This is a genomic window from Streptomyces sp. NPDC044044, assembly GCF_056434405.1.
The window spans coordinates 239,307-261,645 of record NZ_JBWKFG010000004.1; the positions used below are offsets into that span (position 1 = coordinate 239,307).

A 22,339-nucleotide genomic window follows, 5' to 3' on the forward strand; every position below is an offset into this window, starting at 1 on the left:
TCACCCGTCTTCGCAGAGAAACCCGAAGGGGCAGCTCCCCCGCACAGGGAGCTGCCCCTTCTTGGTGAACCGGAGCCGATGCCGCATCGGTGAGGGTCGGGGACACGGCGTCGGCTCCGGAGTTCTACCGGTGGCCGTGAAGACCTACCGGTGGTCGCTGCCCGCCGACTCGGATGCCGCGCGGCCTGCCTCCAGGCGGGCCACCGGGATCCGGAACGGGGAGCAGGAGACGTAGTCCAGGCCCACTTCGTGGAAGAAGTGGACGGACTCCGGGTCGCCGCCGTGCTCGCCGCAGACGCCGAGCTTCAGGTCGGGGCGGGTGGCGCGGCCGGCCTTGACCGCGTCCTTGACCAGCTTGCCCACGCCGTCCTTGTCGATGGTCTCGAAGGGCGAGACCCCGAAGATGCCCTTCTCCAGGTACGCAGTGAAGAAGCTCGCCTCCACGTCGTCCCGCGAGAAGCCCCAGACGGTCTGCGTGAGGTCGTTCGTGCCGAAGGAGAAGAACTCGGCGGCCTCCGCGATCTGGTCCGCCGTGAGGGCGGCGCGCGGCAGCTCGATCATGGTGCCGAGCGCCAGCTTCAGCGCCACGCCGGTCGTCGCCTCGACCTCCGCGATGACCTGCTCGGCCTCCTCGCGGACGATCTCCAGCTCCTGGACGGTGCCGACGAGCGGAATCATGATCTCCGCGCGCGGGTCGCCCTTGGCGTTCTTGCGCTCGGCCGCGGCCTCGGCGATCGCCCGTACCTGCATGGTGAACAGGCCCGGGATGACCAGTCCGAGGCGTACGCCGCGCAGACCCAGCATCGGGTTCTGCTCGTGCAGGCGGTGCACGGCCTGGAGCAGGCGCAGGTCGTTCTCGTTGGAGTCCTTGCGGGACTCCGCGAGGGCCACGCGGACCGACAGCTCCGTGATGTCCGGGAGGAACTCGTGCAGCGGCGGGTCCAGGAGGCGGACCGTCACCGGGAGGCCGTCCATGGCCTCGAAGAGCTCCACGAAGTCGCGCTTCTGGAGCGGGAGCAGCTCCTTCAGGGCCTCCTCGCGTGCCTCGTCCGCGTCGGCGAGGATCAGGCGCTCGACCATCTCGCGGCGCTCACCGAGGAACATGTGCTCGGTGCGGCACAGGCCGATGCCCTGGGCGCCGAAGCGGCGGGCGCGCAGGGCGTCCTCGGCGTTGTCCGCGTTGGCGCGGACCCGCAGGCGGCGCACCCGGTCCGCGTACGCCATGATCCGGTGCACGGCGCCGACCAGCTCGTCGGCGTCGTCGGCGCCCGCGTGCATGCGGCCCTCGAAGTACTCGACGACCGGCGAGGGGACCACGGGCACCTCGCCCAGGTAGACCTTGCCGGTCGAGCCGTCGATGGAGACGACGTCGCCCTCCTCGACGACGGTGCCGCCCACGGTCATGCGGCGCCGCTTGGTGTCGACCTCCAGGTCCTCGGCGCCGCAGACACAGGTCTTGCCCATGCCGCGGGCGACGACGGCGGCGTGCGAGGTCTTGCCGCCGCGGGAGGTGAGGATGCCCTCGCAGGCGATCATGCCGTCGAGGTCGTCGGGGTTGGTCTCACGGCGGATGAGGATGACCTTCTCGCCGGAGCGCGACCACTTGATGGCGGTGTACGAGTCGAAGACCGCCTTGCCGACCGCGGCACCGGGTGACGCGGCGATGCCGCGGCCGAGCTGCGTCACCTTCGCGTCCTCGTCGAAGCGCGGGAACATCAGCTGGGCGAGCTGGGCGCCGTTGACGCGCTGCAGCGCCTCGGCCTCGTCGATCAGGCCCTGGTCGACGAGCTGCGTCGCGATGCGGAAGGCGGCACCCGCGGTGCGCTTGCCGACGCGGGTCTGCAGCATCCACAGCTGGCCGCGCTCGATGGTGAACTCGATGTCACAGAGGTCCTTGTAGTGCGTCTCAAGGGTCTCCATGATCTGCATGAGCTGGTCGTACGACTTCTTGTCGATCTGCTCGAGCTCGGCGAGCGGGACGGTGTTGCGGATGCCCGCCACCACGTCCTCGCCCTGCGCGTTCTGCAGGTAGTCGCCGTACACGCCCTGGTGGCCGCTGGCCGGGTCGCGGGTGAACGCGACGCCCGTGCCGGAGTCCGGGCCGAGGTTGCCGAAGACCATCGAGCAGATGTTGACCGCGGTGCCCAGGTCGCCGGGGATGCGCTCCTGGCGGCGGTAGAGCTTGGCGCGGTCGGTGTTCCACGACTCGAAGACCGAGCGGATCGCGAGGTCCATCTGCTCGCGCGGGTCCTGCGGGAAGTCGCGGCCCGCCTCGGTCTTGACGATCTTCTTGAACTTCGTGACCAGCTTCTTGAGGTCCGCGGCCTCCAGGTCGGTGTCGACCGTGACCTTCTTGGCGGCCTTGGCGGCCTCCAGGGCGTCCTCGAAGAGCTCGCCGTCGACGTCCATGACGGTCTTGCCGAACATCTGGATGAGGCGGCGGTAGGAGTCCCACGCGAAGCGGTCGTCACCGGACTGCTTGGCCAGGCCCGTCACCGACTTGTCGGAGAGCCCGATGTTCAGGACGGTGTCCATCATCCCGGGCATCGAGAACTTGGCGCCCGAGCGGACCGAGACGAGCAGCGGGTCATTGGCCTGACCGAGCTTCTTGCCCATCTTCTGCTCGAGGGCGTCGAGGTGCGCACTGACCTCGTCGCGGAGCTCGACCGGCTCCTCGCCGCTGGCGAGGTAGGTCTTGCAGGCCTCTGTGGTGATCGTGAAGCCCGGAGGGACGGGCAGCCCGAGGTTGGTCATCTCGGCGAGGTTCGCGCCCTTCCCGCCGAGAAGGTCCTTGAGGTCCCTGTTGCCCTCGGTGAAGTCGTAGACGAACTTCACGGCCGCATCGCTCTGCGCTACGTGGGGATCTTTGTTTTCCGACACGGGTCTCGACTCCTCGAGGACTCGGTGGCTGCCCTGACGGCGAGGAACATACCCAGATCGAAGGCACCTGGGTACGTCCACTTGTGCGTCATACGGCTGTAACCACCCGTCCGCCAGTAGATCGAAAGTAACTCGGCGGTAGCTCGACGCGAGGCCATGCGTTCAACTCTTGAAGACTCAACCCCCGTAGACCCGCCGATTCGCTCGAATGAGCGGCCTATACTCAGATGTGAGTTCACCTCATGAATGATCGAGCAGTGGCACTGAGTGCCACCCCTTGGAGAAGTGCAGTCGCTCTCGAACCGCTCATCTGAGCGCAACCCCTATCAGGGGTGGCGAGAATCACGCCGTTTGAAGCGGCCGGATGTCAGCATCCGGACGCGCGACGAGACGGTCGCACGCCCGTCACACGCCGAGCGCGGCGAGCCGCTCCTCCGCCCGCTCGGGGGCGTACAGGTGCTCCACCACGAGCGCTCCCGCACCCATGAGGGCCGCGCGCTCGCCGAGGCGCGACGTGACGACCTCCAGATGAGCGGTGGAGCGGGGCAGGGCCCGCTGATAGAGCAGCTCGCGCACCCCGGTGAGGAACGGTGTTCCGGCCAGATCTCCGGCGATCATGAGAACGCCCGGATTCAGGAGCGTGACGACGGTGGCGAGTACCTCGCCGACGTGTCGCCCCGCCTCGCGGGCAAAGCCCATCGCATCGGGGTTCCCCGCCTCCAGGAGCCGCCGCACATCCGTCCCCGACGCCGCGGGGACGCCCGCGTCCGTCAGCCGGCGGGCCACCGCACGGCCGCTGGCCACGGCGGCAAGACAGCCGTAGGAACCGCACTTGCACAGAGCATCCGCGCCCTCCGGCACCCTGATGTGGCCGATGTCCCCCGCGCCGCCGTCGATGCCGCGGTAGACCGCGCCGTCGACCACGACGCCGGCGCCGATGCCGGTGGAGACCTTGACCAGGGCGAAGGCCGAGCACTGGGGGTACGAGACGCGCTGTTCGCCGTACGCCATGAGGTTCGCGTCGTTGTCCACCAGGACCGGGATGCCGGTGGGGCCGCCCGTCTGCTCGGCGAAGGCGCGGCGCAGGCGGCCTCTTATGTCGTAGCCGTCCCAGCCCGGCATGATCGGCGGCTGGACGACGCGGCCTGTCTCGCTGTCCACGGGGCCCGGCACCGCGAGCCCGATGCCGCAGACCGAGGCGGGGGCGCGGTCGGCCTTGCGCAGCAGCTCGGCGAAGCGGACACCCAGTTCGCCGATGACCGCGTCCGGCCCCTCCTCGATCGCCAGGGGGCCCTCGTGCTCGGCGACGATCTCGCCGGTGAGGCCGAGCAGGGCGGTGCGGGCGTGCCGGGTCTCCAGGTCGGCGGCGAGGACGACCGCGTGGGCGTCGTCGAACTCCAGGCGGATGGCCGGGCGCCCGCCGAGCGGCGAACCCGCCTTGTCGGGGGCGCCTCCCGCGCCCTCCCGCAGCCAGCCCGCGCGGAAGAGCCGGTCGAGGCGCTGGCCGACCGTGGCACGGGAGAGACCGGTGACCTGCTGCAGGGCGCCGCGCGTGGTGGCCCGCCCGCTGCGCACCAGCTGGAGCAGGTCGCCGGCACCGGCGTGCGGCCCGCCCCCGCGCCCGCCCGTCGCCTGCTCGTCACGATCCATTCGGTCCGGCATCCACTCTCCCCTTGCGCTCATCAACTCCACGTTACATATTGAGTTTTGCTTGTTAAGCAGGCGTAACCCTAAGGTGGATAGCACCGAACTGACAGGGCGTCGAGGCCCTCGGGGAGAACCGCGTGGACCGCACGAACGTGGGCCGCACAGCCCAGCTGACCGCCCGCCGCGTCACGACCTCGCTGCGCGAGCGTGCCGCCGAGGCCCTGCGGGCCAACTGGACGGGCACGTCGACGGTCCCTTCCCGGCAGCTCTATCCGCACCAGTGGTCCTGGGACTCCGCTTTCATCGCGATCGGACTGCGTCATCTCTCCCCCTTACGGGCGCAGTTGGAGCTGGAGACGCTGTTCGGTGCCCAGTGGGGCGACGGCCGCGTCCCGCACATCGTGTTCAACCCTTCCGTCCCCCTGGACGCCTACTTTCCCAGCCCCGACTTCTGGCGCTCCACCACGGCAGGCCGCGCGGCCGGGGCACCCGGTGCCGTGCAGACCTCCGGCATCGTGCAGCCACCGGTCCACGCGCTCGCCGTCTGGCTGGTCCACCGCGCCGACCCGGGCCTCTCCCGCGCCCGTTCGTTCCTGGCCCGCGCCCACCCGCGTCTCCTCGCCTGGCACCACTATCTGCTGGACCGCAGGGACGCGGGCGGCGCGGGGCTCGTCTCCGTCGTCCACCCCTGGGAGCAGGGCATGGACAACAGCCCTTGCTGGGACGCCCCGTTGAGCCGCGTGAGCCCGGCGGACCCGGCCGCGTACCGCCGCGCCGACCTGGACCACGGCGCCCCGGAGGACCGGCCGACCGATCTCGACTACGGCAGATATGTACGCCTCGCCGCTGACTACCGCGATCGTCGGTACGCCGACGGGGCGGGCGAGTTCGCCGTCGAGGACCCCTCCTTCAACGCGCTCCTGATCTCCTCCGAGTACGCACTGGCCCGTATCGAGGCCGAGTTGGGCCTGCACGAGGCATCAAGGACCCGGGAAGCCCGGGCGCAGGCGCTGACGTGGACCCTCGTGGAGCGCCTGTGGGACCCGGCGGAGGGGCTCTTCTTCTGCCGTGACCTGCGCTCCGGGCACGGAGACGGGGAGCTGGTGCCGGAGCGCGGGGTCGGCGGCCTCGTCCCGCTCGTCCTGCCCGCGCTGCCACGTCACGTCGCCGCCGCGCTCGTACGGACCGCGTGCGGACCGCACTTCGGCCTCGGTGGCCCCGCCCGGCTCGTGCCGAGCTACGACCTCACGGGAAGCGCTTTCGACCCCCGCCGGTACTGGCGCGGACCGGCGTGGTTCAACACCAACTGGCTGCTCGAGCGGGGGCTTCGGCTGCACGGCGAGCGCGCGCGGGCGGACGGTCTGCGGCGAGCGCTGCTCGATGTGGCCGGGGATTCCGGGTTCGCGGAGTACGTGGACCCGTACACGGGGCGGGGCTGCGGTGCGCGCGGCTTCGGCTGGAGCGCGGCGCTCGCCCTGGATCTGCTGCTCGACGATCCCGCCGGGCGTGACGAGGAGTCGCACGGAAGGCCCGCTGACGTGCCTTCCGTGGCGGTGACGAGGGAGGGGTTCAGGGATGACTGATCGGCGTCAACCACTGGTGCGGGGCGGTACGTTCGCGGCGCTCGGCTCGGGCGGCGACATCAGCGGGGTGCGGGGCGGCACGGCCCCGTACGGCCTGTTCGTGCGCGACGCACGGCACCTGAGCCGCTGGCAGCTGACGATCGACGGGGCCGTGCCCGAGATCCTGGCGCCGGTGTCGGACGCCGACGCGGACGCGGGCGTGGCCCGGTGCGTGCTCGTCCCGCGCGGCGGCAGGCAGGAGCCCGCATCCTGCACGCTCTTTCGCGAACAGGCCGTCACGGAGGGCGCGTTCGTGGAGTCGCTGCGCGTCACGTGCAATCGCGCGGTGCCGACGACCGTGCTCCTCGCGCTGACCGTGGACGCCGACTTCACCGACCAGTTCGAGCTGCGCTCCGACCACCGTACGTATGCGAAGACGGGCGCCGTCAGGTCGCGCAAGGTCATCGGCGGCGGTGAGGGCGAGGCGATCCGGGGCATCGAGTTCGCCTACCGGCGCCGTGAGTGGTGTTCGCGCACGACCGTGACCGCGGAGCCCGCCCCGGACGCGGTCGAGGAGACCGGGACAGGGGCGCGGCGGCTCGTCTGGACCCTCGACCTCGACGCGCACGGCACGGCGGAGGTGGCACTGCGTGTCGCGGCGCACCCGCACGGCGCGCCGGAGCCACGGGTGCCGGCGGGCCCGGCGGAGGCGGCCGCTCAACTGACGGACCTGGCGAGCGAGTTCGCATCGGGCGTCGAGATCCCCGGCGGCTGGCCCGAGCTCGCGGCGGCGTGCGAGCGGGGCCTCGCGGACCTCGCCGTGCTCCAGGTGCCCGCGACCGGGCCGGACGGCGAGCAGCTGAGCGTCCCCGCGGCGGGAGTCCCCTGGTTCGTGACGCTCCTGGGCCGCGACGCCCTCCTGACCTCTCTCTTCGCCCTGCCCTACCTGCCACGCCTGGCCGCGGCGACGCTGCCCGCACTCGCCGCCGCCCAGGCGACGGAGGCCACCGAGGGGGCGGTCGCCCAGCCGGGCAAGATCGTGCACGAGGTGCGGCACGGGGAGCTCGCCCACTTCGAGCAGGTGCCGTACGGGCGCTACTACGGCTCGGTCGACGCGACCCCGCTCTTCCTCGTCCTGCTCGGCGCGTACACGGAGCAGACCGGCGACACGGCCCTGGCCCGCCGCCTCGAACCGCACGCGCGGGCCGCCGTCGGCTGGATCCTCGACCACGGCGGCCTCACCTCGCGCGGCTATCTCGTCTACCGCGCCGACGAGGGCGGCCTCGCCAACCAGAACTGGAAGGACTCCCCCGGCGCGATCTGCTCCGCCGACGGCAGCCGCGCCACGGGCCCGGTGATGGCGGCGGGCGCGCAGGGCTACGCGTACGACGCCCTTGGCCGTACGGCGTGGCTGGCGCGCACGGTCTGGGACGACACGGTGTACGCGGACCTCCTGACACAGGCGGCGGCCGACCTGCGGGACCGCTTCCAGCGGGACTTCTGGATGCCGTCACGGGGCTTCCCCGCGCTGGCCCTCGACGGCAACGGCCACCAGGTCGACGCGCTCGCCTCGGACGCGGGTCACCTGCTGTGGTCCGGGCTCCTGGACAAGGAGTACGGGGAGACGGTGGGCCGGCGTCTCCTGGAACCGGACTTCTTCTCGGGCTGGGGAGTCCGCACCCTGGCCGCGGGCCAGCCCGCGTACCACCCGCTCTCCTACCACCGGGGCTCGGTGTGGCCGCACGACAACGCCCTGATCACCCTGGGCCTCGCGCGCTACGGCCTGCACGACGAGGCCAGGGCGGTGGCGCGGGGGCTCGTGGGGGCGGCGTCGCGAAGCGGTGATCGCTTGCCGGAGGTGCTTGCGGGGTACGGACGGGACTCCTACCCGGGCCCCGTCCCCTACCCGCACGCGTGCGTACGGGAATCCCGCTCGGCAGCGGCACCACTGGCATTGCTGACCGCCGTGGGCGGGTAGCCCTCTCGGCTCCGCCGCGGGTGGATCGGCGGGGGGACTTGGCGGGGGGGCTTGGCGCGGGCCGCTCGGGGCGGGCGGCTCGGCGCGGGCGGATCGGCGCGGACGGCTCGACACCGGCGGATCGACACGGGCGGGATCGACGCGAGCGGCTCGACGCGGGTCGCTCGGCACGGGCGGCTCGGCGTGGGCCGCTCGGCGTGGGCCGCTCGACACGGACGGCTCGACACGGGCCGCTCGGCGTGGGCCGCTCGACACGGACGGATCGACACGAGCGGGCTCGACACGGGCCGCTCGACACAGACGGATCGACACGAGCGGGCTCGACACGGGCCGCTCGACACAGACGGATCGACACGGGCCGCTCGGTGCGGGGGACTTGGGTGCCGTCATCACTGGCTCCGCCGAGTTCGCCCTCACCGGCCGGAACGAGCCAGCTCGTCCGGCCCTACAGCACCCGCTCCCCCTCCGGCAGCGGCAGCGCCATCAGCTCCCCCCGATAGCGGCCCGCCAGAGCCACCGCCTTGGATCCGCCCAGCGCCACAACCCCCACCAGCCGCTCCCCCGAGTAGTACCCGTACACCACATCCCCGCCCCTCGAACCCTGCTCACCCTCCAGGAGCCGGACCTCCTCCCCCACCCCCGGCAGCCCGAACGACTGCACCCGCACATCGAACTGATCGCTCCAGAAGGACGGCAGCGGCGCGAACGGCGCCGGGCCGTGCGGCGGCGTCGTGCCTCGCAACCCCGCCACCAGCACCCGCGCCGCATGCTTCGCGCAGTCCGCCGGCATCGACCAGTGCTCGACCCGCCGCGCGATCGCCCCGTAGCGGGGGTTCGGAAAGCGCGCCACGTCCCCCACGGCCACCGCGTGCGGAAGCCCCCCGATGCGCAGATGCGCGTCGCAGAGGATGCCGTCCGTGAGATCGAGGCCTTCGGTGGCCGTCAGCCATTCGGTGTTGGGGACCGAGCCGACGGCTTCGACGAGCACGTCGGCGGCGATGCGGGAACCGTCGTCCAACACCGCGCCTTCCTCGGACAGTTCGGACACGAGCCGTCCCATCCGGAACCGCACCCCCCGCCCCTCGTGCCGCCCCCGCAGCACGCTCCCCAGTTCCTCCCCCACCGCGAGCATCATCGGCTCGGCCTCCGGTGCGACGACCGTGACCTCGCAGCCCGCCGTGCGGGCCGTGGCCGCCACCTCGCAGCCGACGAAGCCCGAGCCGATCACCAACACCCGTACGCCGTCGCCCAGTTCGGCCCGCAGCGCCATCGAGTCATCCAGCGTCCGTACGACATGCCGTGGCGGCCCCCCTGTCAGCGGAAGCCTGCGTGGCCGCACCCCTGTAGCGGCCACCAAACCCTCGTACGCGTGGACCGTACCGTCGGCGAGCGTCAGCGTGCGTGCGGTCAGGTCGGCGGATGCGACCGCCGTGCCGAGCCGCCAAGTGACGTCGTCGATGCTGGGGCGGTGGCGCAGCGCCGTGGCGGCGGGAGGCGCCTCGCCCGCGAGCACCTCCTTGGACAACGGCGGGCGGTTGTAAGGGAGATGGGCCTCATCCCCGTACAGCGTGATCGGCCCCTCCCAGCCCGCAGCCCGCAACTGCTCGGCCGCCCGCAGCCCGCCGAGCGACGCTCCAACGACGGCGATCCCCGCCGAGGCCACGGCCGGTCAGCCCTCGACCCGGATGGCCTGCAGCGGGCAGACGTCGGCGGCGTCCTCCGCGTCGGCGCGCAGGGCCTCGTCGGGCGATTCGACGTAGGCGAGACGGCCGTGGTCGTCGAGCGTGAAGACGTCCGGCGCGGCGAAGACACACTGCCCGTGGTCCTGGCAGACGTCCAGGTCGACGGTGACCTTGAGCATATGAACTCCCATGCAAGGTTGGGGATTTAGCGGCGTGGCGCCCGGACTCCGCGGAACTCCCAGTCGCCCCCGAGCGCCGTCGAGACGACCTCCTCCGACTCCGTGGGCTGCGCCCCGACGTCGGAGCGGATGGCCGTCGGTCCTGTGACGATGTGGTTCGTGAGGCGGCCGAGGCCCTCGGCCTCGACCTCGACGACGTCTCCCGGACGGACGGGACGGGAGCCCGCGGGTGTTCCGGAGAGGAGTACGTCGCCGGGCTCCAAGGTGATCGTGCGGGCGATGTCGGCGACGAGATAGTGCATGTCCCACTCCATCTCGTCCGTCGAACCGTCCTGCACCAGCTCCCCGTTGACGTACGTCCGCAGGTACTTGGAGTGGAAGTCCCACCCGGTCACGAGGCCGGGACCCAGCGGGCAGAGCGTGTCGGAGCCCTTGACCCGGAGCATCGAACCGGCGTCGGTGTCGCGGAAGTCGTGCAGGCCGTAGTCGTTGGCGACGGTGTGGCCCGCGATGTACGCGGCGGCATCGGCCGGGGCGATGTTGCGGCAGGTCCGGCCGATGACGATGCCGATCTCGCCCTCGTAGTTGAGGTACTTGCAGCCCTCGGGGCGGACGACCGCACCGCCGTGCGCGTTCAGCGCCGAGACCGGCTTGTGGAAGTAGGTGGGCGCGGGCGGCAGGGAGACACCGAACTCCGCCACTCTGCTGCGGTGGTTGAGGTGGACGGCGATCACCTTGGAAGGCCGTACGGGAGGGAGATGGCTCGCCTCCGCCGCCTTCACGCGGCGTCCGTCCGCGGCGACGAGCTCGTCCCCCTCCCGCACGACCTGGACTGCGGCGCCTTCGAGGAGGATGCGGCGGTACTCGACGGTGGATGTCATGCGCGGGAGGCCTCACTCTTGTCGGACGTGGCGGTCCAGCCATCGGCGGGGCGGTCGAACCACAGGTGCATCTGGCCGGTGCCGACCGAGTTCTCGTACGAGCTGTAGGCGCGCCCCGGCGCGGAGCACCGCTCTTCTCCGAGAGCACCGATCATCATCAGATAGTGGCCGAAGCGCGCCTCGGGCTTGTGGGTGAGGAACTCCGGCATCGTGCGCAGGACTTCGGCGTGATCCCCGCGTTCGAGCCGCTCGACGCACTGCTCGTCCGCGGCCCGCGCCTCGGGCGTACGGATGTGGGACGGCTCGCTCGACTCGTGGGCGCGCAGCTGCCGCAGCGGCCAGAAGGTGTGCGAGAGCGCGCCGGACGCGACGAGGACGACCTTGCGGTCGGGCAGTGCGGCGATCCCGTCGGCGAGCGCGCGGCCGAGCCGCAGGTGGTCCTCGGTGTCGCCGGTCTGGCAGACGCCGATCGAGAGCCACTTCTTGTCCCGGAGGCCTTCCCCCAGGTACTTCCAGAGGTTGATCGTGGCGTAGTGGACCGGCAGGTACGGGTCGTCGACCGGGGTGATCCATGTGCTGTGCCGGTCGGCGAACCGCGCGATGGAGGCGGCGAGTTCGGGATCGCCCGGGTAGTCGTACGGCATCCGGCACATGCCGCGCGGCAGCTCCTCCGACGTGAAGAGTCCGGCGCGGCGCGCGTGTGCGGAGACGACGAACTCGACCGTGGTGGCCCAGTGCGAGTCGAGGACGACGACGGTGTCGTGGTCGAGGGTCTCGAAGATCTCTTCGCGCAGCCGCCGCAGCCCGGGGACCAGACTGATCTCGCGGCCTTCGTTGAGCTCTTTGCGGGTCTCCTCGGGCAGCACGATGGTGGGCACGTGGGCGAGGAGCCCCGCCCCGACGATCTCACCCATGGCGGGCCCATCCCTTCGGCGCGGTCACGGTGTTCTTCAGGTCGCAGTAGAAGTCGAAGGACCAGTCGCCGCCCTCGCGGCCGATGCCGGACGCGCGGGAGCCGCCGAAGGGCGCCGAAAGGTCGCGTACGAAGAAGCAGTTGACCCAGACGGTGCCGGCGACGAGCCGTGCGGCGACCCGGTCGGCGCGCTCGCGGTCGCCGGTGGCGAGGGTCGCGGCGAGGCCGAAGCGGGTGTCGTTGGCGAGGCGCACGGCCTCGTCCTCGTCGCCGTCGGGGAAGGTCTGGAGGGTGAGGACGGGTCCGAAGACCTCCTCCTGGACGATCTCGGAGTCCTGGGCGACGTCGGTGAGGAGGGTGGGGAGGTAGTAGCTGCCGCCGAGCCCGGCGAGTTCGGTGTTGGGGCCGCCGCCGGTGATCGCCTTGGCGCCCGCGTCCAGGGCGCGCCGCACGAATCCGTCGACGCGCTCGACGTGCCGGGGGTGGATGCTGGGCCCGACGTCGGTGGCTTCGTCGCGCGGATCTCCCTGGGTCAACTTCGTTACCCGGTCAAGAACGTGACCCAGGAAGGCTTCCCGCGCGGACTCCTCGACCAGGATGCGGGTGGCGGCCAGGCAGACCTGCCCCGCGTTGTCGAACTGCTCGACGGCGAGGTCGGCCGCCAGCTCCGGATCGGCGTCGGCGAAGACGAGCAGCGGGGACTTGCCGCCCAGTTCGAAGCTGCACGGCACGAGGTGCGCGCCCGCGGTCGCGGCGATCCGCCGCGCGGTGGGCACGGACCCGGTGAAGCTGATCCGGCGCACATCGGGGTCGGCGACAAGCGGCTCGCCCGCCTCCGCCCCGTACCCCTGCACCACGTTGAGGACCCCGGCAGGGAGCCCCGCCTCGTGCGCGATGTCCGCGAAGAGCGACGCGGTCAGCGGGGTCCACTCGGCGGGCTTGAGGACGACGGTGCTCCCGGCGGCCAGCGCGGGTGCGATCTTCCAACTGGCCAGCATCAGGGGCGCGTTCCACGGCGTGATGAGGACGGCAGGTCCCGCCGGGTCCCAGCTCACGTGGTTCGTGTGGCCGCGGGTCTCGAAGTCGTCGTGGGCGAGGGCGAGAAGGCGGTCGGCGAAGTAGCGGAGGTTGTGGGCGACGCGGGGCATGACGCCGCGGCGGTGGGAGCGCAGGAGTGCGCCGTTGTCGGCGGTCTCGACGGCGGCGAGGTCCTCGATGCGGGCCTCGACCCCGTCGGCGACGGCGTGCAGGAGCCGGGCGCGCTCGGCGGGCGGGGTGGCGGCCCAGGCGGGAAAGGCCGCGCGCGCCGCGGCAACGGCCGCCCGCGCCTCCGCGGCGCCGCCGCGGGCGATCTCGGCGAGCGGGGTGCCGTCGAGGGGCGAGTGGTCGGTGAAGGTGGCGGCGGTCACCGGCGCAGAGGAAGCGGCGGTCGCCGACGCGGGGGGAACAGCGGTCGCCGACGCGGGGGAAGCGGCGGAAGCGATGCGCTCTCCGCCGATCCAGTGCCGGGTGTCGACGGGGACACCGGCGACGGTCGCGGTGTGCGGGGGATGCGACGGGGGCGCGGGGTCGGGGGAAGCCATGACGTCCTCCAGTTCGTTTGAACCCAAACAACATTATGAGCGACGGGGCGACGGGGTCAACCCCTCGATGGGGACGCCCCGTTCGGCTACCGTTTGAACTCAAACGAAGCAGCCGGGCGTGCCGCCGCGCGCGCCCCGCCGAGCCACCCGGGAGGCATCCATGCCGGACGACGCCCTGGCCGCAAGGGCCCGGCGGTCGCGCGTGCTTCCCGGTGGGGGAAGCGGCTCGGGAAGTCGGCGCCCGCTCATCGGTCTGCCGCAGCGGTACTCGGCGACGACCTCCGCTCTTCGGTACGAAGCCGTGGTGACGGCCCGTGCGTTGGCGGAGGCGGTGTTCCGTGCGGGCGGAGAGCCGTTCATGATGCTGCCGGGCCCGGCCGGTGAGGCCGCGGCGCGGCTGGCGCGGTGCGACGGGCTGCTGCTGCCCGGGGGCGGCGACCTGGCGCCCTGGCGGTACGCGGGGGACGGCTCCGAGGTGCACGGGTCCGTGTACGACGTGGATGACGCCCAGGACACGTTCGACCTCGCCCTCGCGCGGTGCGCCGTGGGACGGGGGCTGCCGCTGCTCGCGGTGTGCCGGGGGCTGCAGGTGGTGAACGTCGCGCTGGGCGGGTCGCTCCGGCAGGACATGGGCGGGCCGGAGTCGGAGCACCGTCACAAGGTGCACCGGGTGCGGTTGGACCCCGGCTCCGTGGTGGCCCGCGCGCTGGGCGCGGATTCGACGTCCGTCTCCTGCTTCCACCACCAGTGCGTGGAGCGGCTCGGGCAGGGGCTCGTGGCCACGGGTTGGGCCGAGGACGACGGGACGGTGGAGGCGCTCGAACTGCCGGGCGGGGGCGGGTGGTTCGCGGCTGTGCAGTGGCATCCGGAGGATACGGCGGGCTCGGATACGGCAGGCTCGGATGCGGGCCAGCAGGGGCTGTTCGGTGCGCTGGTTCGGGCGGCGCAGCCGAGGGAATTCAGCCCGTCGCGGGGGTCCCTCCCCGCCCCTTAGGGCTTGGGGGGGTGAGGACGAACTCGGCGGAGCCGGTGATCAACGGGACCCAAGGCCCCGACTCGCCGCTCTCACCCCTTGGCCCGCCTGCCACTCCGGCGAGGAGCAGGCTCGGCACCGTCCAGGAGCTCGACCCTCCGCTCCTCACCCTTCTCCTCCGTCTGTACCACGATCTTCCGCAGGAGATCGGCCAGCGTCCGGCACTCCTCGTCCGTCAGCCCGTCGGCGACGAACGCCTCTTCCGCGTTGAAGGCGGGGAACACCTTCTCCATCAGCCGCTCCCCCTCCCCCGTCAGACGCAGCAGCGCGAGCCGCCCGTCGTCCGGGTGGCCGCGCCGCTCCAGCAGGCCCCGGCCCGCCAGCGTCCGCGCGACCCCGGTCAGCGTGCCCTTGGAGATGCCCGCCTCCTCGGCGACGTACCGCGTCTCCATCTCTCCCCAGATCCAGACCACGTAAAGGACCACGAACGACGTCCACGTCAGCTCGGCCCCGCGCAGCACGGAGTTCTCGAAGTGCTGCCGGACGGCGGACGCCGCGCGGTAGATGTTCGAGACGGCGGCCATCTGCTCGTACTTGACGGGGGTGCCGCCGAGCTTGGCCCGGACCGCCTTCTCGGTCTCGCGGATGGAGCGGTAGCCCGTCACGTCCGTGTCTCCTCGTCCCTGTGGTGCCGTTGACGCCCGGTAGCGCCGGTAGCGCGTAGCGCGGTAGCGCCCTGAGGCCCCCTGGAGTGCCGTGGGGGCCCGTGCGCCCCAGTCTCCCAAGACCTCTTGCCGGGGCGCATGCACGTCCGTACCATCAGCGCCACTCGAATTTCGTACGGGCTCAAACGATAACGCGTTTCCAGTGGATACGCCCTTCCCTCCCCGGAGTCCCGGCATGACCATCGACCGCCCCGGCACGCCCGCGCCCGCGCCCAGTCCCGAGCCCACTCCCGCTCCCTCCCCCACCCCCACTCCCGCGACGCCCCTCCCCTCCGCTGCCGCGCCCGAGCGCCGCATCGGCGTCACCGGCATCGTCTTCTTCGTCGTCGCGGCATCGGCCCCGCTGACCGTGGCCGCCGGTGGCATACCGCAGTCCCTCGGCGTCACGGGAATCCTCGGGATACCCCTCCTCTACCTCCTCGTCGGCGTCGTCCTCGCGCTCTTCAGCGCGGGGTACGCGGCGATGAGCCGGCACATCACCGGGGCCGGGGCGTTCTACGCGTACACCGCGCAGGGGCTCGGCCGTACCGCCGGTGTCGGTGCGGCCTTCGTCGCGCTGCTCGCGTACAACGCCATGCAGATCGGCATCGCCGGGCTCTTCGGGGCGACGACCGCGCAGTTCATCGAGTCCAAGACCGGCGTCGACATCCCCTGGTGGGCGCTCGTGTTCGCGTGCACGGCCGTCGTGGGCGTGCTCGGCTATCTGCGCGTGGACCTGGGCGTGAAGGTGCTCGCCGTGCTGCTCGTGCTGGAATTCGGCACCGTACTCGTCTTCGACATCGGCCAGTTCGCCGACGCCCCGCAGGGCATCTCCACCACTCCGCTGACCTGGGGCGCCGCCACGGACGGCTCGCTCGGGGTCGCGCTGTGCTGCGTGTTCGCCGCGTACATGGGCTTCGAGTCGGCGGCGCTCTACAGCGAGGAGTGCCGGGATCCGCGCCGTACCGTGGCGCGCGCCACCTACATCGCCGTCGGGCTCATCGGTGTCTTCTACGCGGTCACCGCGTGGGCGATGATCAGCGGTGCCGGGACGGGGCGGGCCACGCGGGTCGCTGCCGAGCAGGGGCCGGAGATGCTGTTCTTCCTCAGTGACCGGAGCAGTGGCCTGGGGACGGCTTTCTCCGACTTCGCCCAGCTCTTCCTCATCACCAGCCTGCTGGCGGCGCTGCTCTCCTTCCACAACGCCGTTGCGCGGTACGTCCGTTCACTGGGCCGGGAGGGTGTCCTTCCACGCGGACTCGGGGCACTCCACCCGCGGTACGGGTCGCCGTATCGGGGCTCGCTGCTCCAGACGCTGGTCAGCGTCGTCGTCATCGGGGTCTTCGCGCTGGCGGGGCGCGATCCGGTGATGGACGTCTTCACCTGGCTGACCAACCTCGGGGCGCTGGGCGTGATCCTGCTCCTGCTCGCCACGTCGGCGTCGGTCATCGCCTACTTCGCGCGGCGCGGTGAGGGGGACGGGGAGGCGGTCGCGCCGGTCGAACCGGTATGGCACCGGCTGATCGCGCCGCTCCTCTCGGGCATCGCGCTCGCGGTCTTCTTCTGGCTGGCGCTGACCAACTTCAGCGTGCAGTTGGGGGTTTCGGAGGGGAATCCGCTGCGGTGGGTGCTGCCTTGCCTCATCCTCATCGCCGCTGCGGCGGGTGTGGTGTGGGGGCTTTGGCTGCGGAGGGCTCGGCCGGAGGTCTATGCGGGGATCGGGGCGGCGGCGGGGGCTGGGTCGGCGGCGGGGGCCGGGTCGGCGGCGGGGAGGAGTTAGCCGCGAGTTGGCCGCGCCCCTCTGCACCCCGCCCCTACAGGCCCGTCTCCAGAAGGGTCCCACCGTTCCAAGACACGCCCACCTGGCGGTAGTACGCGCCGATCGGCTCCTCGATCGTCAGCGTTGCCAGCTCTTCCGTGGGTGCGTCGAAGAGGTCGAGGTCGGCCTCGCCCGACCAGGCCTGACCTCCCTCGAAGGAGGCCGCACCGGACGCGATGAGCTCGTCGAGGGCCAGGCCCTTGCCCTCGATGGAGGGGAGTTGACGATGGTGGGCCATGGGGTGGGCGTTGACGAAGCCGTTCGTCTCGGAGGGTTCGCGCAGGGTCACCACCGCCTGGGCGAGGCGGCGGTCGGCGGCGGCGAGGGTGGCACCGAAGACCGCGCCCGCCTCGATGCGGGGGGCGGGGCCGAAGGGGTGCGGGCGGGTCAGGTGGATCGAGCCGAGCTTCTTCGGGTAGCCCTGGTGGTTGCCGCGGGCGATGGCGAAGTCCTTGTCGACCCAGATGTAGACGCAACGCGAGTAGGTACGGCCACGGTGACCGCACCGCACGACGGCGAAGCACTCCTTGTACTGGGCCCGGACAGGGTCGAGCAGCTCGGCCTTGCTGCCCGAGCAGGACTGCCAGTCGGCCCAGATGAGGGCGACGGCGCCGGGGTCGTCGGGGGCCAAGTCGAGCGGTGCGGGGAGGAGTTCGCGTACGCGGGCGGGGTCGGTGCGGTACTCGATGGTGAGCAGGTCGCCGGAGTAGTGCCAGGGCGGGGCCGGGATGAGGGAGGAGCGTCCCGTCGCGGTCTTGGGCGGGAAGAATCCTTGAACTCCGGTCATGGACTGACTCCTTCGGCGGCGGGCGACTCTGCCTCTTCTTTCGTTTGGGTCCGTACGATATGCCCCACACGGCGGGACCGCTACGGGCCGGGGCGGGGCGGTGCGGTGCGGGGCGGCGCAGTGCGGGGCAGGGCGGGGCAGGGCGGGGCAGTGCGGGGCAGGGCGGGGCTGGTTCGTGTGTGGGGGCGGGGCCGAGCCGGTATGTCCGTCCTCGCTATCGTCCGGTGGCCGCGTAGCTGCTGCGCTGCTGGAGCGCCGCGAGCCGTGCTCCGGGCGGACATACCGGCCCGTCCCCTCACGCGCGCTCCCGGCTGCGGGTGCGTGAGGGCCGATCTCTCCGGGCTGGGGTACGGCGACCGCGCCGTACGTTGCCGTCCCTGCACGCCCCCCGCCCCCTGCCGTCACACGCTCCCCCACCCAGCCCCGCCTGCACATTCCCCGCCCAGCCCCGCCTGCGCATTCCTCACCCAGCCCCGTCTGCGCATTCCTCACCCACCCCCCCTTGGCACCGCGGGGCAATCGGGCGGGTGGGCGGGAAGGCCCGTTCGGCGCAGGCGAGGCTGCGGGGTGACGGGCGGGTGGGCGGGAAGGCCCGTTCGGTGCAGGTGAGGCTGCGGGGTGACGGGCGGGTGGGCGGGAGAGGTCCCTGCGGGAGTCAAGGCCCGGCGGCACCAAGCCAGTTACCCCCCAAACCCCCCGGGAGGGCTTGCGCAGCCCCCGAGAGCTTCCTATCGTTTGGTCTCAAACGATAACCCCGATCCGCCCCGCGGAAAGGCTGGAACCCGGGTGACTGAAGCAAGCGCAACCCCGAGGAAAGACCAAGCCCCAGAGACAGTCGAAGCCCTGCGAACCAAAGGCATCGACGTGGTCCGCGTCATCTACCCCGACCTCATCGGGGCCGACCGCGGCAGGGACATCCTCGTAGGACACCTGCCGAGCGCCTGCACCCACGGCCTCTCCTTCTGCCGCGCCGTCTACCACACCAGCCCCCAGGGCGACGTGGTCCCCGTCGCAGGCGGGCTCGACGCCGGGCTCCCCGACGTCTCCGTACGGCCCGACCTGTCCACCCTGCAGGCCCTGCCCTGGGAGCCCGGCGTCGCCTGGTGCCTCGGGGACACCTTCGATCCCACCACCGGCGAGCCCGCCCCGGAGTCGCCACGCGCCCTGCTGCGGCGGGTACTTGAGCGCGCCGAGGAGCACACCGGCAGCCCCGTCACCCCTGTCGTCGGCCCCGAGCTCGAATACTTTCTGTGCGAGGCCGACCCCGCCACCCCCTCGGGGTGGTCCGCGTACGGCGGCGCCACCGGCAACGTATACAGCGCGGGCCGGCGCGGGGACCCGGACGGCCACCTCCTGCACACCCTGCGCAGTCTCGACGGCCTCGGCATCGGCGTCATCGCGGGCAACCACGAGTTCGACGGCGGGCAGTTCGAGATCAACCTCGGCCACTCCGACGCCCTGGACGCCGCCGACCGCGCCTTCCGCTTCAAGGCCGCCGTCAAGGAGACCACCCGCCGCGAGGGTCGGCTCGCGACCTTCATGGCCAAGCCGTTCAACGGGCTCGGCGGATCCGGCTTCCATCTGCACCTCTCGCTGGTCGACGACGCCGGGCGCAACGTGTTCGAGGACCCTGCGGCATCCGACGGCCTCTCCGCGACCGCCCGGCACGCCATCGCCGGACTCCTGCGGCACGCGCCCGCGCTCAGCGCCCTGCTCAACCCCACCATCAACTCCTACAAGCGCTTCGGCCCCGACACCCTCGCCCCCTGGCTGATCGACTGGGGGCTCGACAACCGCAGCGCCATGCTCCGGATACCGCCCGAGAGGGGAGCCGGGACCCGGCTCGAACTGCGGCTCGGCGACGCCTCCGCCAATCCCTACCTCGTCATCGCCGGTACCGTCGCCGCCCTGCTCCTCGGCATCCGCGACAAGTCGAAGCCGCCCGCCCCGCTGGAGGGCTACGGCTACCAGGAGGACTCCGCGCCCCGCCTCCCCGTCACACTCGGCGCCGCGCTCGACGCCCTGGAAGCCGACGAAGCACTGACCGGGCTCCTGGGCGCGGCGTTCACCGACGCCTTCCTCACATACAAGCGCAATGAGATCGAACGCTTCCAACAGCACGTCACCGACTGGGAGTTCACGGAGTACGCCTTTCTTATTTGATGCCTCAGCCGAAGCCTCATCCCCGTTCCTCGCCCGACCGCGTCGCCCGCCCGCCCGCCCGAGATCCGAGTAGGAGTACGTCCCATGAGTACGGTCACGGGCCCCGCGGCCCTCCCCCTCGCCGACGTCGACCTCGCCGACAACGACAAGTTCACCGACGGCACACTGCCCTGGCGGATGTTCGACGTGCTGCGCCGGGAGGACCCCGTCCACTGGCAGCCCGAGCCCGCGCCCAACTCCGGCTTCTGGGCGGTCACCCGGCACGAGGACATCGTGCGTGTGGACCGCGACCCGGAGACCTTCACCTCGATGCGGTTCACGAATCTCGAAGAGGTCGACGAGGACTACATCGCCCTGCGCCGCTCCCTCCTGGAGACCGACGGCATGCGGCATCGGGCGATGCGGCTGATCCTGCAGAAGCAGTTCACTCCGCGCGCGGTCGCGACGTACGAGACGTTCCTGCGCGGGCTCACGGCCCGCACCCTCGACGCGGCGCTCCCCAAGGGGACCTTCGATTTCGTGAAGGAGGTCTCGGCGGACTTCCCCATCAATGTGCTCGCCCGGATGCTCGACGTCCCCGAGGAGGACACCCAGCAGCTCATCGACTGGGGCAACCGCATCATCGGCAACACGGATCCCGACTACGCCGATGTGCTCCTCGAGAGCGCGGAGAGCGAGCAGTATCGCGATCTGCCGTTCCGTTCGCCCGCCGCGCTCGAAGTCTTCGAGTACGGAAGGAAGTTGGCCGCCAAGCGGCGCGGGGGCGGCGGGACCGATCTCGTGAGTACGTTGGTCAACAGCTCGCCCAAGGACGGTGTCCCGCTCTCCGACACCGACTTCGACAACTACTTCCTGTTGCTCGTCGTCGCGGGCAACGAGACCACACGGCACGCCATTTCGCACTCCATGCTCGCGCTGATCGACCACCCGGACGAGCGCGCCAGGCTCACCGCCGACCCCTCGCTCATCCCGGGCGGAGTCGAGGAGTGTCTGCGCTGGGCCTCGCCCGTCTACCACTTCCGGCGCACGGCGACCCGTGACGTATCGCTCGGCGGCAAGCTGATCAGGGAGGGCGACAAGGTGGTGCTGTGGTTCGCCTCGGGGAATCGGGACGCGGATGTGTTCCCGGATCCGTACCGCTTCGACGTGGCGCGCGAGAACATCGACCACGTCACCTTCGGCAAGGGCAGCCCGCACTTCTGCCTGGGCAACTCCCTGGCCCGCCTGGAAATGCGGATCATGTTCGAGGAGCTGCTGCCGCGGCTCGCGGACATACGGGTGACCGGCGAGGTGCGGCGCGTGCGGTCGAACTTCGTGAACGGGATCAAGGAGCTGCCGGTCACCGTGAAGCTGCGGTGAAGGTGGACTCACCGTGACGCTGCGGTGAAGGTGGACTCACCGTGATGCTGCGGTGAAGGTCGACTCACCGTGACGCCGCGGTGAAGGTCAGCCGCCGGAGGTGTCCAGCTCCGCGTCCTCGCTGATGCCCGCACAGTCGTAGGGGTCCTTCAGCCAGCCGTCCGGCAGGACGACGCGGTTGTTGCCCGACGTACGGCCGCGCGGTCCGTCCGCGCCCGTCGGCCACCCCTGGTCGAGGTCCAACTCGCCGAGCCCGTCCTCAAGTTCGGCCAGGGACGAGGTGATCGCGAGGCGCTTGCGCATCTCCGAGCCGACCGCGAAACCCTTGAGGTACCAGGCCACGTGCTTGCGGAAGTCGATGACACCGCGCGCCTCGTCGCCGATCCACTCGCCGAGCAGTGCCGCGTGGCGGAGCATGACCTTCGAGACCTCGCGCAGGTCCGGTGCCTTGGGCGCGCCCGTGCCCTCGAAGGCGGCCACCAGGTCGCCGAAGAGCCAGGGGCGGCCGAGGCAGCCGCGGCCCACGACGACTCCGTCGCAGCCGGTCTCCTTCATCATGCGGACCGCGTCGGCCGCCGACCAGATGTCGCCGTTGCCGAGCACCGGGATCTCGGGGACGTGCTCCTTGAGGCGGGCGATGGCGTCCCAGTCGGCGGTGCCGCCGTAGTGCTGGGCGGCGGTGCGGCCGTGCAGCGCGATCGCCGTGACCCCCTCCTCGACGGCGATGCGGCCGGCGTCGAGGAAGGTGATGTGCTCGTCGTTGATGCCCTTGCGCATCTTCATCGTGACCGGCAGGTCACCGGCCCCGGCGACCGCCTCGCGCAGGATCGCGCGCAGCAGGGGCCTCTTGTACGGGAGCGCGGAGCCGCCGCCCTTGCGGGTGACCTTGGGTACGGGGCAGCCGAAGTTCAGGTCGATGTGGTCGGCGAGGTTCTCCTCGGCAATCATGCGGACCGCCTTGCCGACCGTCGCGGGGTCGACGCCGTACAGCTGGATGGACCGGGGCTTCTCGGTCTCGTCGAAGTGGATCAGCTGCATGGTCTTCTCGTTGCGCTCGACCAGGGCGCGCGTCGTGATCATCTCGCTGACGAAGAGGCCCTTGCCGCCGGAGAACTCCCTGCACAGGGTGCGGAACGGCGCGTTCGTGATGCCCGCCATGGGGGCGAGCACGACGGGTGGCCGCACGGCGTGCGGGCCGATCTGCAGCTGAGGCTCCATGGCGCGGGGTT

Annotated in this window: 16 protein-coding genes; 6 read left to right on the forward strand and 10 right to left on the reverse strand. The window is 71.5% G+C overall.

What is annotated here, in order from left to right:
* Positions 1 to 144 precede the first annotated feature (144 nt).
* Together ppdK and AC07AG_RS16820 are read right to left on the reverse strand one after the other, a co-directional pair.
* Positions 145 to 2,880 carry a pyruvate, phosphate dikinase gene (gene ppdK / locus AC07AG_RS16815; protein ID WP_361057931.1) on the reverse strand — a complete coding sequence of 912 codons (2,736 nt, stop codon included), beginning with the start codon at positions 2,878 to 2,880 and terminating at the stop codon, positions 145 to 147.
* A gap of 405 nt (positions 2,881 to 3,285) precedes the next feature.
* Positions 3,286 to 4,542 (reverse strand): ROK family protein, encoded by a 1,257-nt coding sequence (locus AC07AG_RS16820; RefSeq protein ID WP_478755847.1) that lies wholly within the window; start codon positions 4,540 to 4,542, stop codon positions 3,286 to 3,288.
* A 137-nt stretch (positions 4,543 to 4,679) separates the two neighbouring features.
* Between AC07AG_RS16820 and AC07AG_RS16825 the strand changes: the two genes are divergently transcribed.
* Both AC07AG_RS16825 and AC07AG_RS16830 read left to right on the forward strand, forming a co-directional pair.
* Positions 4,680 to 6,110 (forward strand): MGH1-like glycoside hydrolase domain-containing protein, encoded by a 1,431-nt coding sequence (locus AC07AG_RS16825; RefSeq protein ID WP_478756299.1) that lies wholly within the window; start codon positions 4,680 to 4,682, stop codon positions 6,108 to 6,110.
* Positions 6,103 to 8,067, forward strand: a complete 1,965-nt coding sequence (locus tag AC07AG_RS16830; RefSeq protein WP_478755848.1) for an amylo-alpha-1,6-glucosidase — start codon at positions 6,103 to 6,105, stop codon at positions 8,065 to 8,067. The genes AC07AG_RS16825 and AC07AG_RS16830 overlap by 8 nt, the downstream gene beginning before the upstream one ends.
* Before the next feature lie 445 nt (positions 8,068 to 8,512).
* Here the strand turns inward: AC07AG_RS16830 and AC07AG_RS16835 are convergent, their stop codons facing one another.
* Genes AC07AG_RS16835 through AC07AG_RS16855 form a run of 5 tightly spaced genes read right to left on the reverse strand, consistent with a single transcriptional unit; the run spans position 8,513 to position 13,305 of the window.
* A complete protein-coding gene (locus AC07AG_RS16835; RefSeq protein ID WP_478755849.1) occupies positions 8,513 to 9,730 on the reverse strand; it encodes an NAD(P)/FAD-dependent oxidoreductase in 1,218 nt (405 codons plus the stop codon).
* Positions 9,731 to 9,736: 6 nt separating this feature from the next.
* Entirely contained in the window at positions 9,737 to 9,928 is a 192-nt protein-coding gene (locus AC07AG_RS16840) for a ferredoxin (RefSeq protein ID WP_478755850.1), read from the reverse strand.
* A gap of 26 nt (positions 9,929 to 9,954) precedes the next feature.
* Positions 9,955 to 10,809, reverse strand: a complete 855-nt coding sequence (locus AC07AG_RS16845) for a fumarylacetoacetate hydrolase family protein (protein ID WP_478755851.1) — start codon at positions 10,807 to 10,809, stop codon at positions 9,955 to 9,957.
* Positions 10,806 to 11,723 carry a DODA-type extradiol aromatic ring-opening family dioxygenase gene (locus tag AC07AG_RS16850; RefSeq protein WP_478755852.1) on the reverse strand — a complete coding sequence of 306 codons (918 nt, stop codon included), beginning with the start codon at positions 11,721 to 11,723 and terminating at the stop codon, positions 10,806 to 10,808. Before AC07AG_RS16850 ends, AC07AG_RS16845 begins: the two co-directional genes overlap by 4 nt.
* Positions 11,716 to 13,305: an aldehyde dehydrogenase gene (locus AC07AG_RS16855; protein WP_478755853.1), complete on the reverse strand. Its 1,590-nt coding sequence runs from the start codon at positions 13,303 to 13,305 to the stop codon at positions 11,716 to 11,718. The genes AC07AG_RS16850 and AC07AG_RS16855 overlap by 8 nt, the downstream gene beginning before the upstream one ends.
* 160 nt (positions 13,306 to 13,465) lie before the next feature.
* On the opposite strand from AC07AG_RS16855, the gene AC07AG_RS16860 reads away from it, so the two are divergent.
* A complete protein-coding gene (locus AC07AG_RS16860; protein WP_478755854.1) occupies positions 13,466 to 14,299 on the forward strand; it encodes a gamma-glutamyl-gamma-aminobutyrate hydrolase family protein in 834 nt (277 codons plus the stop codon).
* A gap of 71 nt (positions 14,300 to 14,370) precedes the next feature.
* Here the strand turns inward: AC07AG_RS16860 and AC07AG_RS16865 are convergent, their stop codons facing one another.
* The gene (locus AC07AG_RS16865) at positions 14,371 to 14,943 is read right to left on the reverse strand and encodes a MarR family winged helix-turn-helix transcriptional regulator (RefSeq protein WP_361057949.1); all 573 of its coding nucleotides are present in this window, start codon (positions 14,941 to 14,943) and stop codon (positions 14,371 to 14,373) included.
* A 235-nt stretch (positions 14,944 to 15,178) separates the two neighbouring features.
* Here AC07AG_RS16865 and AC07AG_RS16870 point away from each other — a divergent pair, with 235 nt between their 5' ends.
* Positions 15,179 to 16,762 carry an APC family permease gene (locus tag AC07AG_RS16870; protein ID WP_478755855.1) on the forward strand — a complete coding sequence of 528 codons (1,584 nt, stop codon included), beginning with the start codon at positions 15,179 to 15,181 and terminating at the stop codon, positions 16,760 to 16,762.
* Between the two features lie 34 nt (positions 16,763 to 16,796).
* On the opposite strand, the gene AC07AG_RS16875 is transcribed toward AC07AG_RS16870, so the two are convergent.
* Entirely contained in the window at positions 16,797 to 17,588 is a 792-nt protein-coding gene (locus AC07AG_RS16875) for an acetoacetate decarboxylase family protein (protein WP_478755856.1), read from the reverse strand.
* Between the two features lie 864 nt (positions 17,589 to 18,452).
* Here AC07AG_RS16875 and AC07AG_RS16880 point away from each other — a divergent pair.
* Positions 18,453 to 19,751, forward strand: a complete 1,299-nt coding sequence (locus tag AC07AG_RS16880; RefSeq protein WP_478755857.1) for a glutamine synthetase family protein — start codon at positions 18,453 to 18,455, stop codon at positions 19,749 to 19,751.
* Positions 19,752 to 19,835: 84 nt separating this feature from the next.
* A complete protein-coding gene (locus tag AC07AG_RS16885; protein WP_478755858.1) occupies positions 19,836 to 21,110 on the forward strand; it encodes a cytochrome P450 in 1,275 nt (424 codons plus the stop codon).
* Between the two features lie 87 nt (positions 21,111 to 21,197).
* Here AC07AG_RS16885 and dusB read toward each other — a convergent pair whose 3' ends face one another.
* The gene (gene dusB, locus AC07AG_RS16890; protein ID WP_478755859.1) at positions 21,198 to 22,328 is read right to left on the reverse strand and encodes a tRNA dihydrouridine synthase DusB; all 1,131 of its coding nucleotides are present in this window, start codon (positions 22,326 to 22,328) and stop codon (positions 21,198 to 21,200) included.
* Between the last annotated feature and the right edge of the window lie 11 nt (positions 22,329 to 22,339).

Coding starts and splice junctions, on each gene's coding strand:
- AC07AG_RS16820 (WP_478755847.1), bottom strand. CDS start 4,542: ATGCCGGACCGAATGGATCGTGACGAGCAGGCGACGGGCGGGCGCGGG.
- AC07AG_RS16830 (WP_478755848.1), top strand. CDS start 6,103: ATGACTGATCGGCGTCAACCACTGGTGCGGGGCGGTACGTTCGCGGCG.
- AC07AG_RS16840 (WP_478755850.1), bottom strand. CDS start 9,928: ATGCTCAAGGTCACCGTCGACCTGGACGTCTGCCAGGACCACGGGCAG.
- AC07AG_RS16845 (WP_478755851.1), bottom strand. CDS start 10,809: ATGACATCCACCGTCGAGTACCGCCGCATCCTCCTCGAAGGCGCCGCA.
- AC07AG_RS16850 (WP_478755852.1), bottom strand. CDS start 11,723: ATGGGTGAGATCGTCGGGGCGGGGCTCCTCGCCCACGTGCCCACCATC.
- AC07AG_RS16855 (WP_478755853.1), bottom strand. CDS start 13,305: ATGGCTTCCCCCGACCCCGCGCCCCCGTCGCATCCCCCGCACACCGCG.
- AC07AG_RS16860 (WP_478755854.1), top strand. CDS start 13,466: ATGCCGGACGACGCCCTGGCCGCAAGGGCCCGGCGGTCGCGCGTGCTT.
- AC07AG_RS16870 (WP_478755855.1), top strand. CDS start 15,179: ATGACCATCGACCGCCCCGGCACGCCCGCGCCCGCGCCCAGTCCCGAG.
- AC07AG_RS16875 (WP_478755856.1), bottom strand. CDS start 17,588: ATGACCGGAGTTCAAGGATTCTTCCCGCCCAAGACCGCGACGGGACGC.
- AC07AG_RS16885 (WP_478755858.1), top strand. CDS start 19,836: ATGAGTACGGTCACGGGCCCCGCGGCCCTCCCCCTCGCCGACGTCGAC.
- dusB (WP_478755859.1), bottom strand. CDS start 22,328: ATGGAGCCTCAGCTGCAGATCGGCCCGCACGCCGTGCGGCCACCCGTC.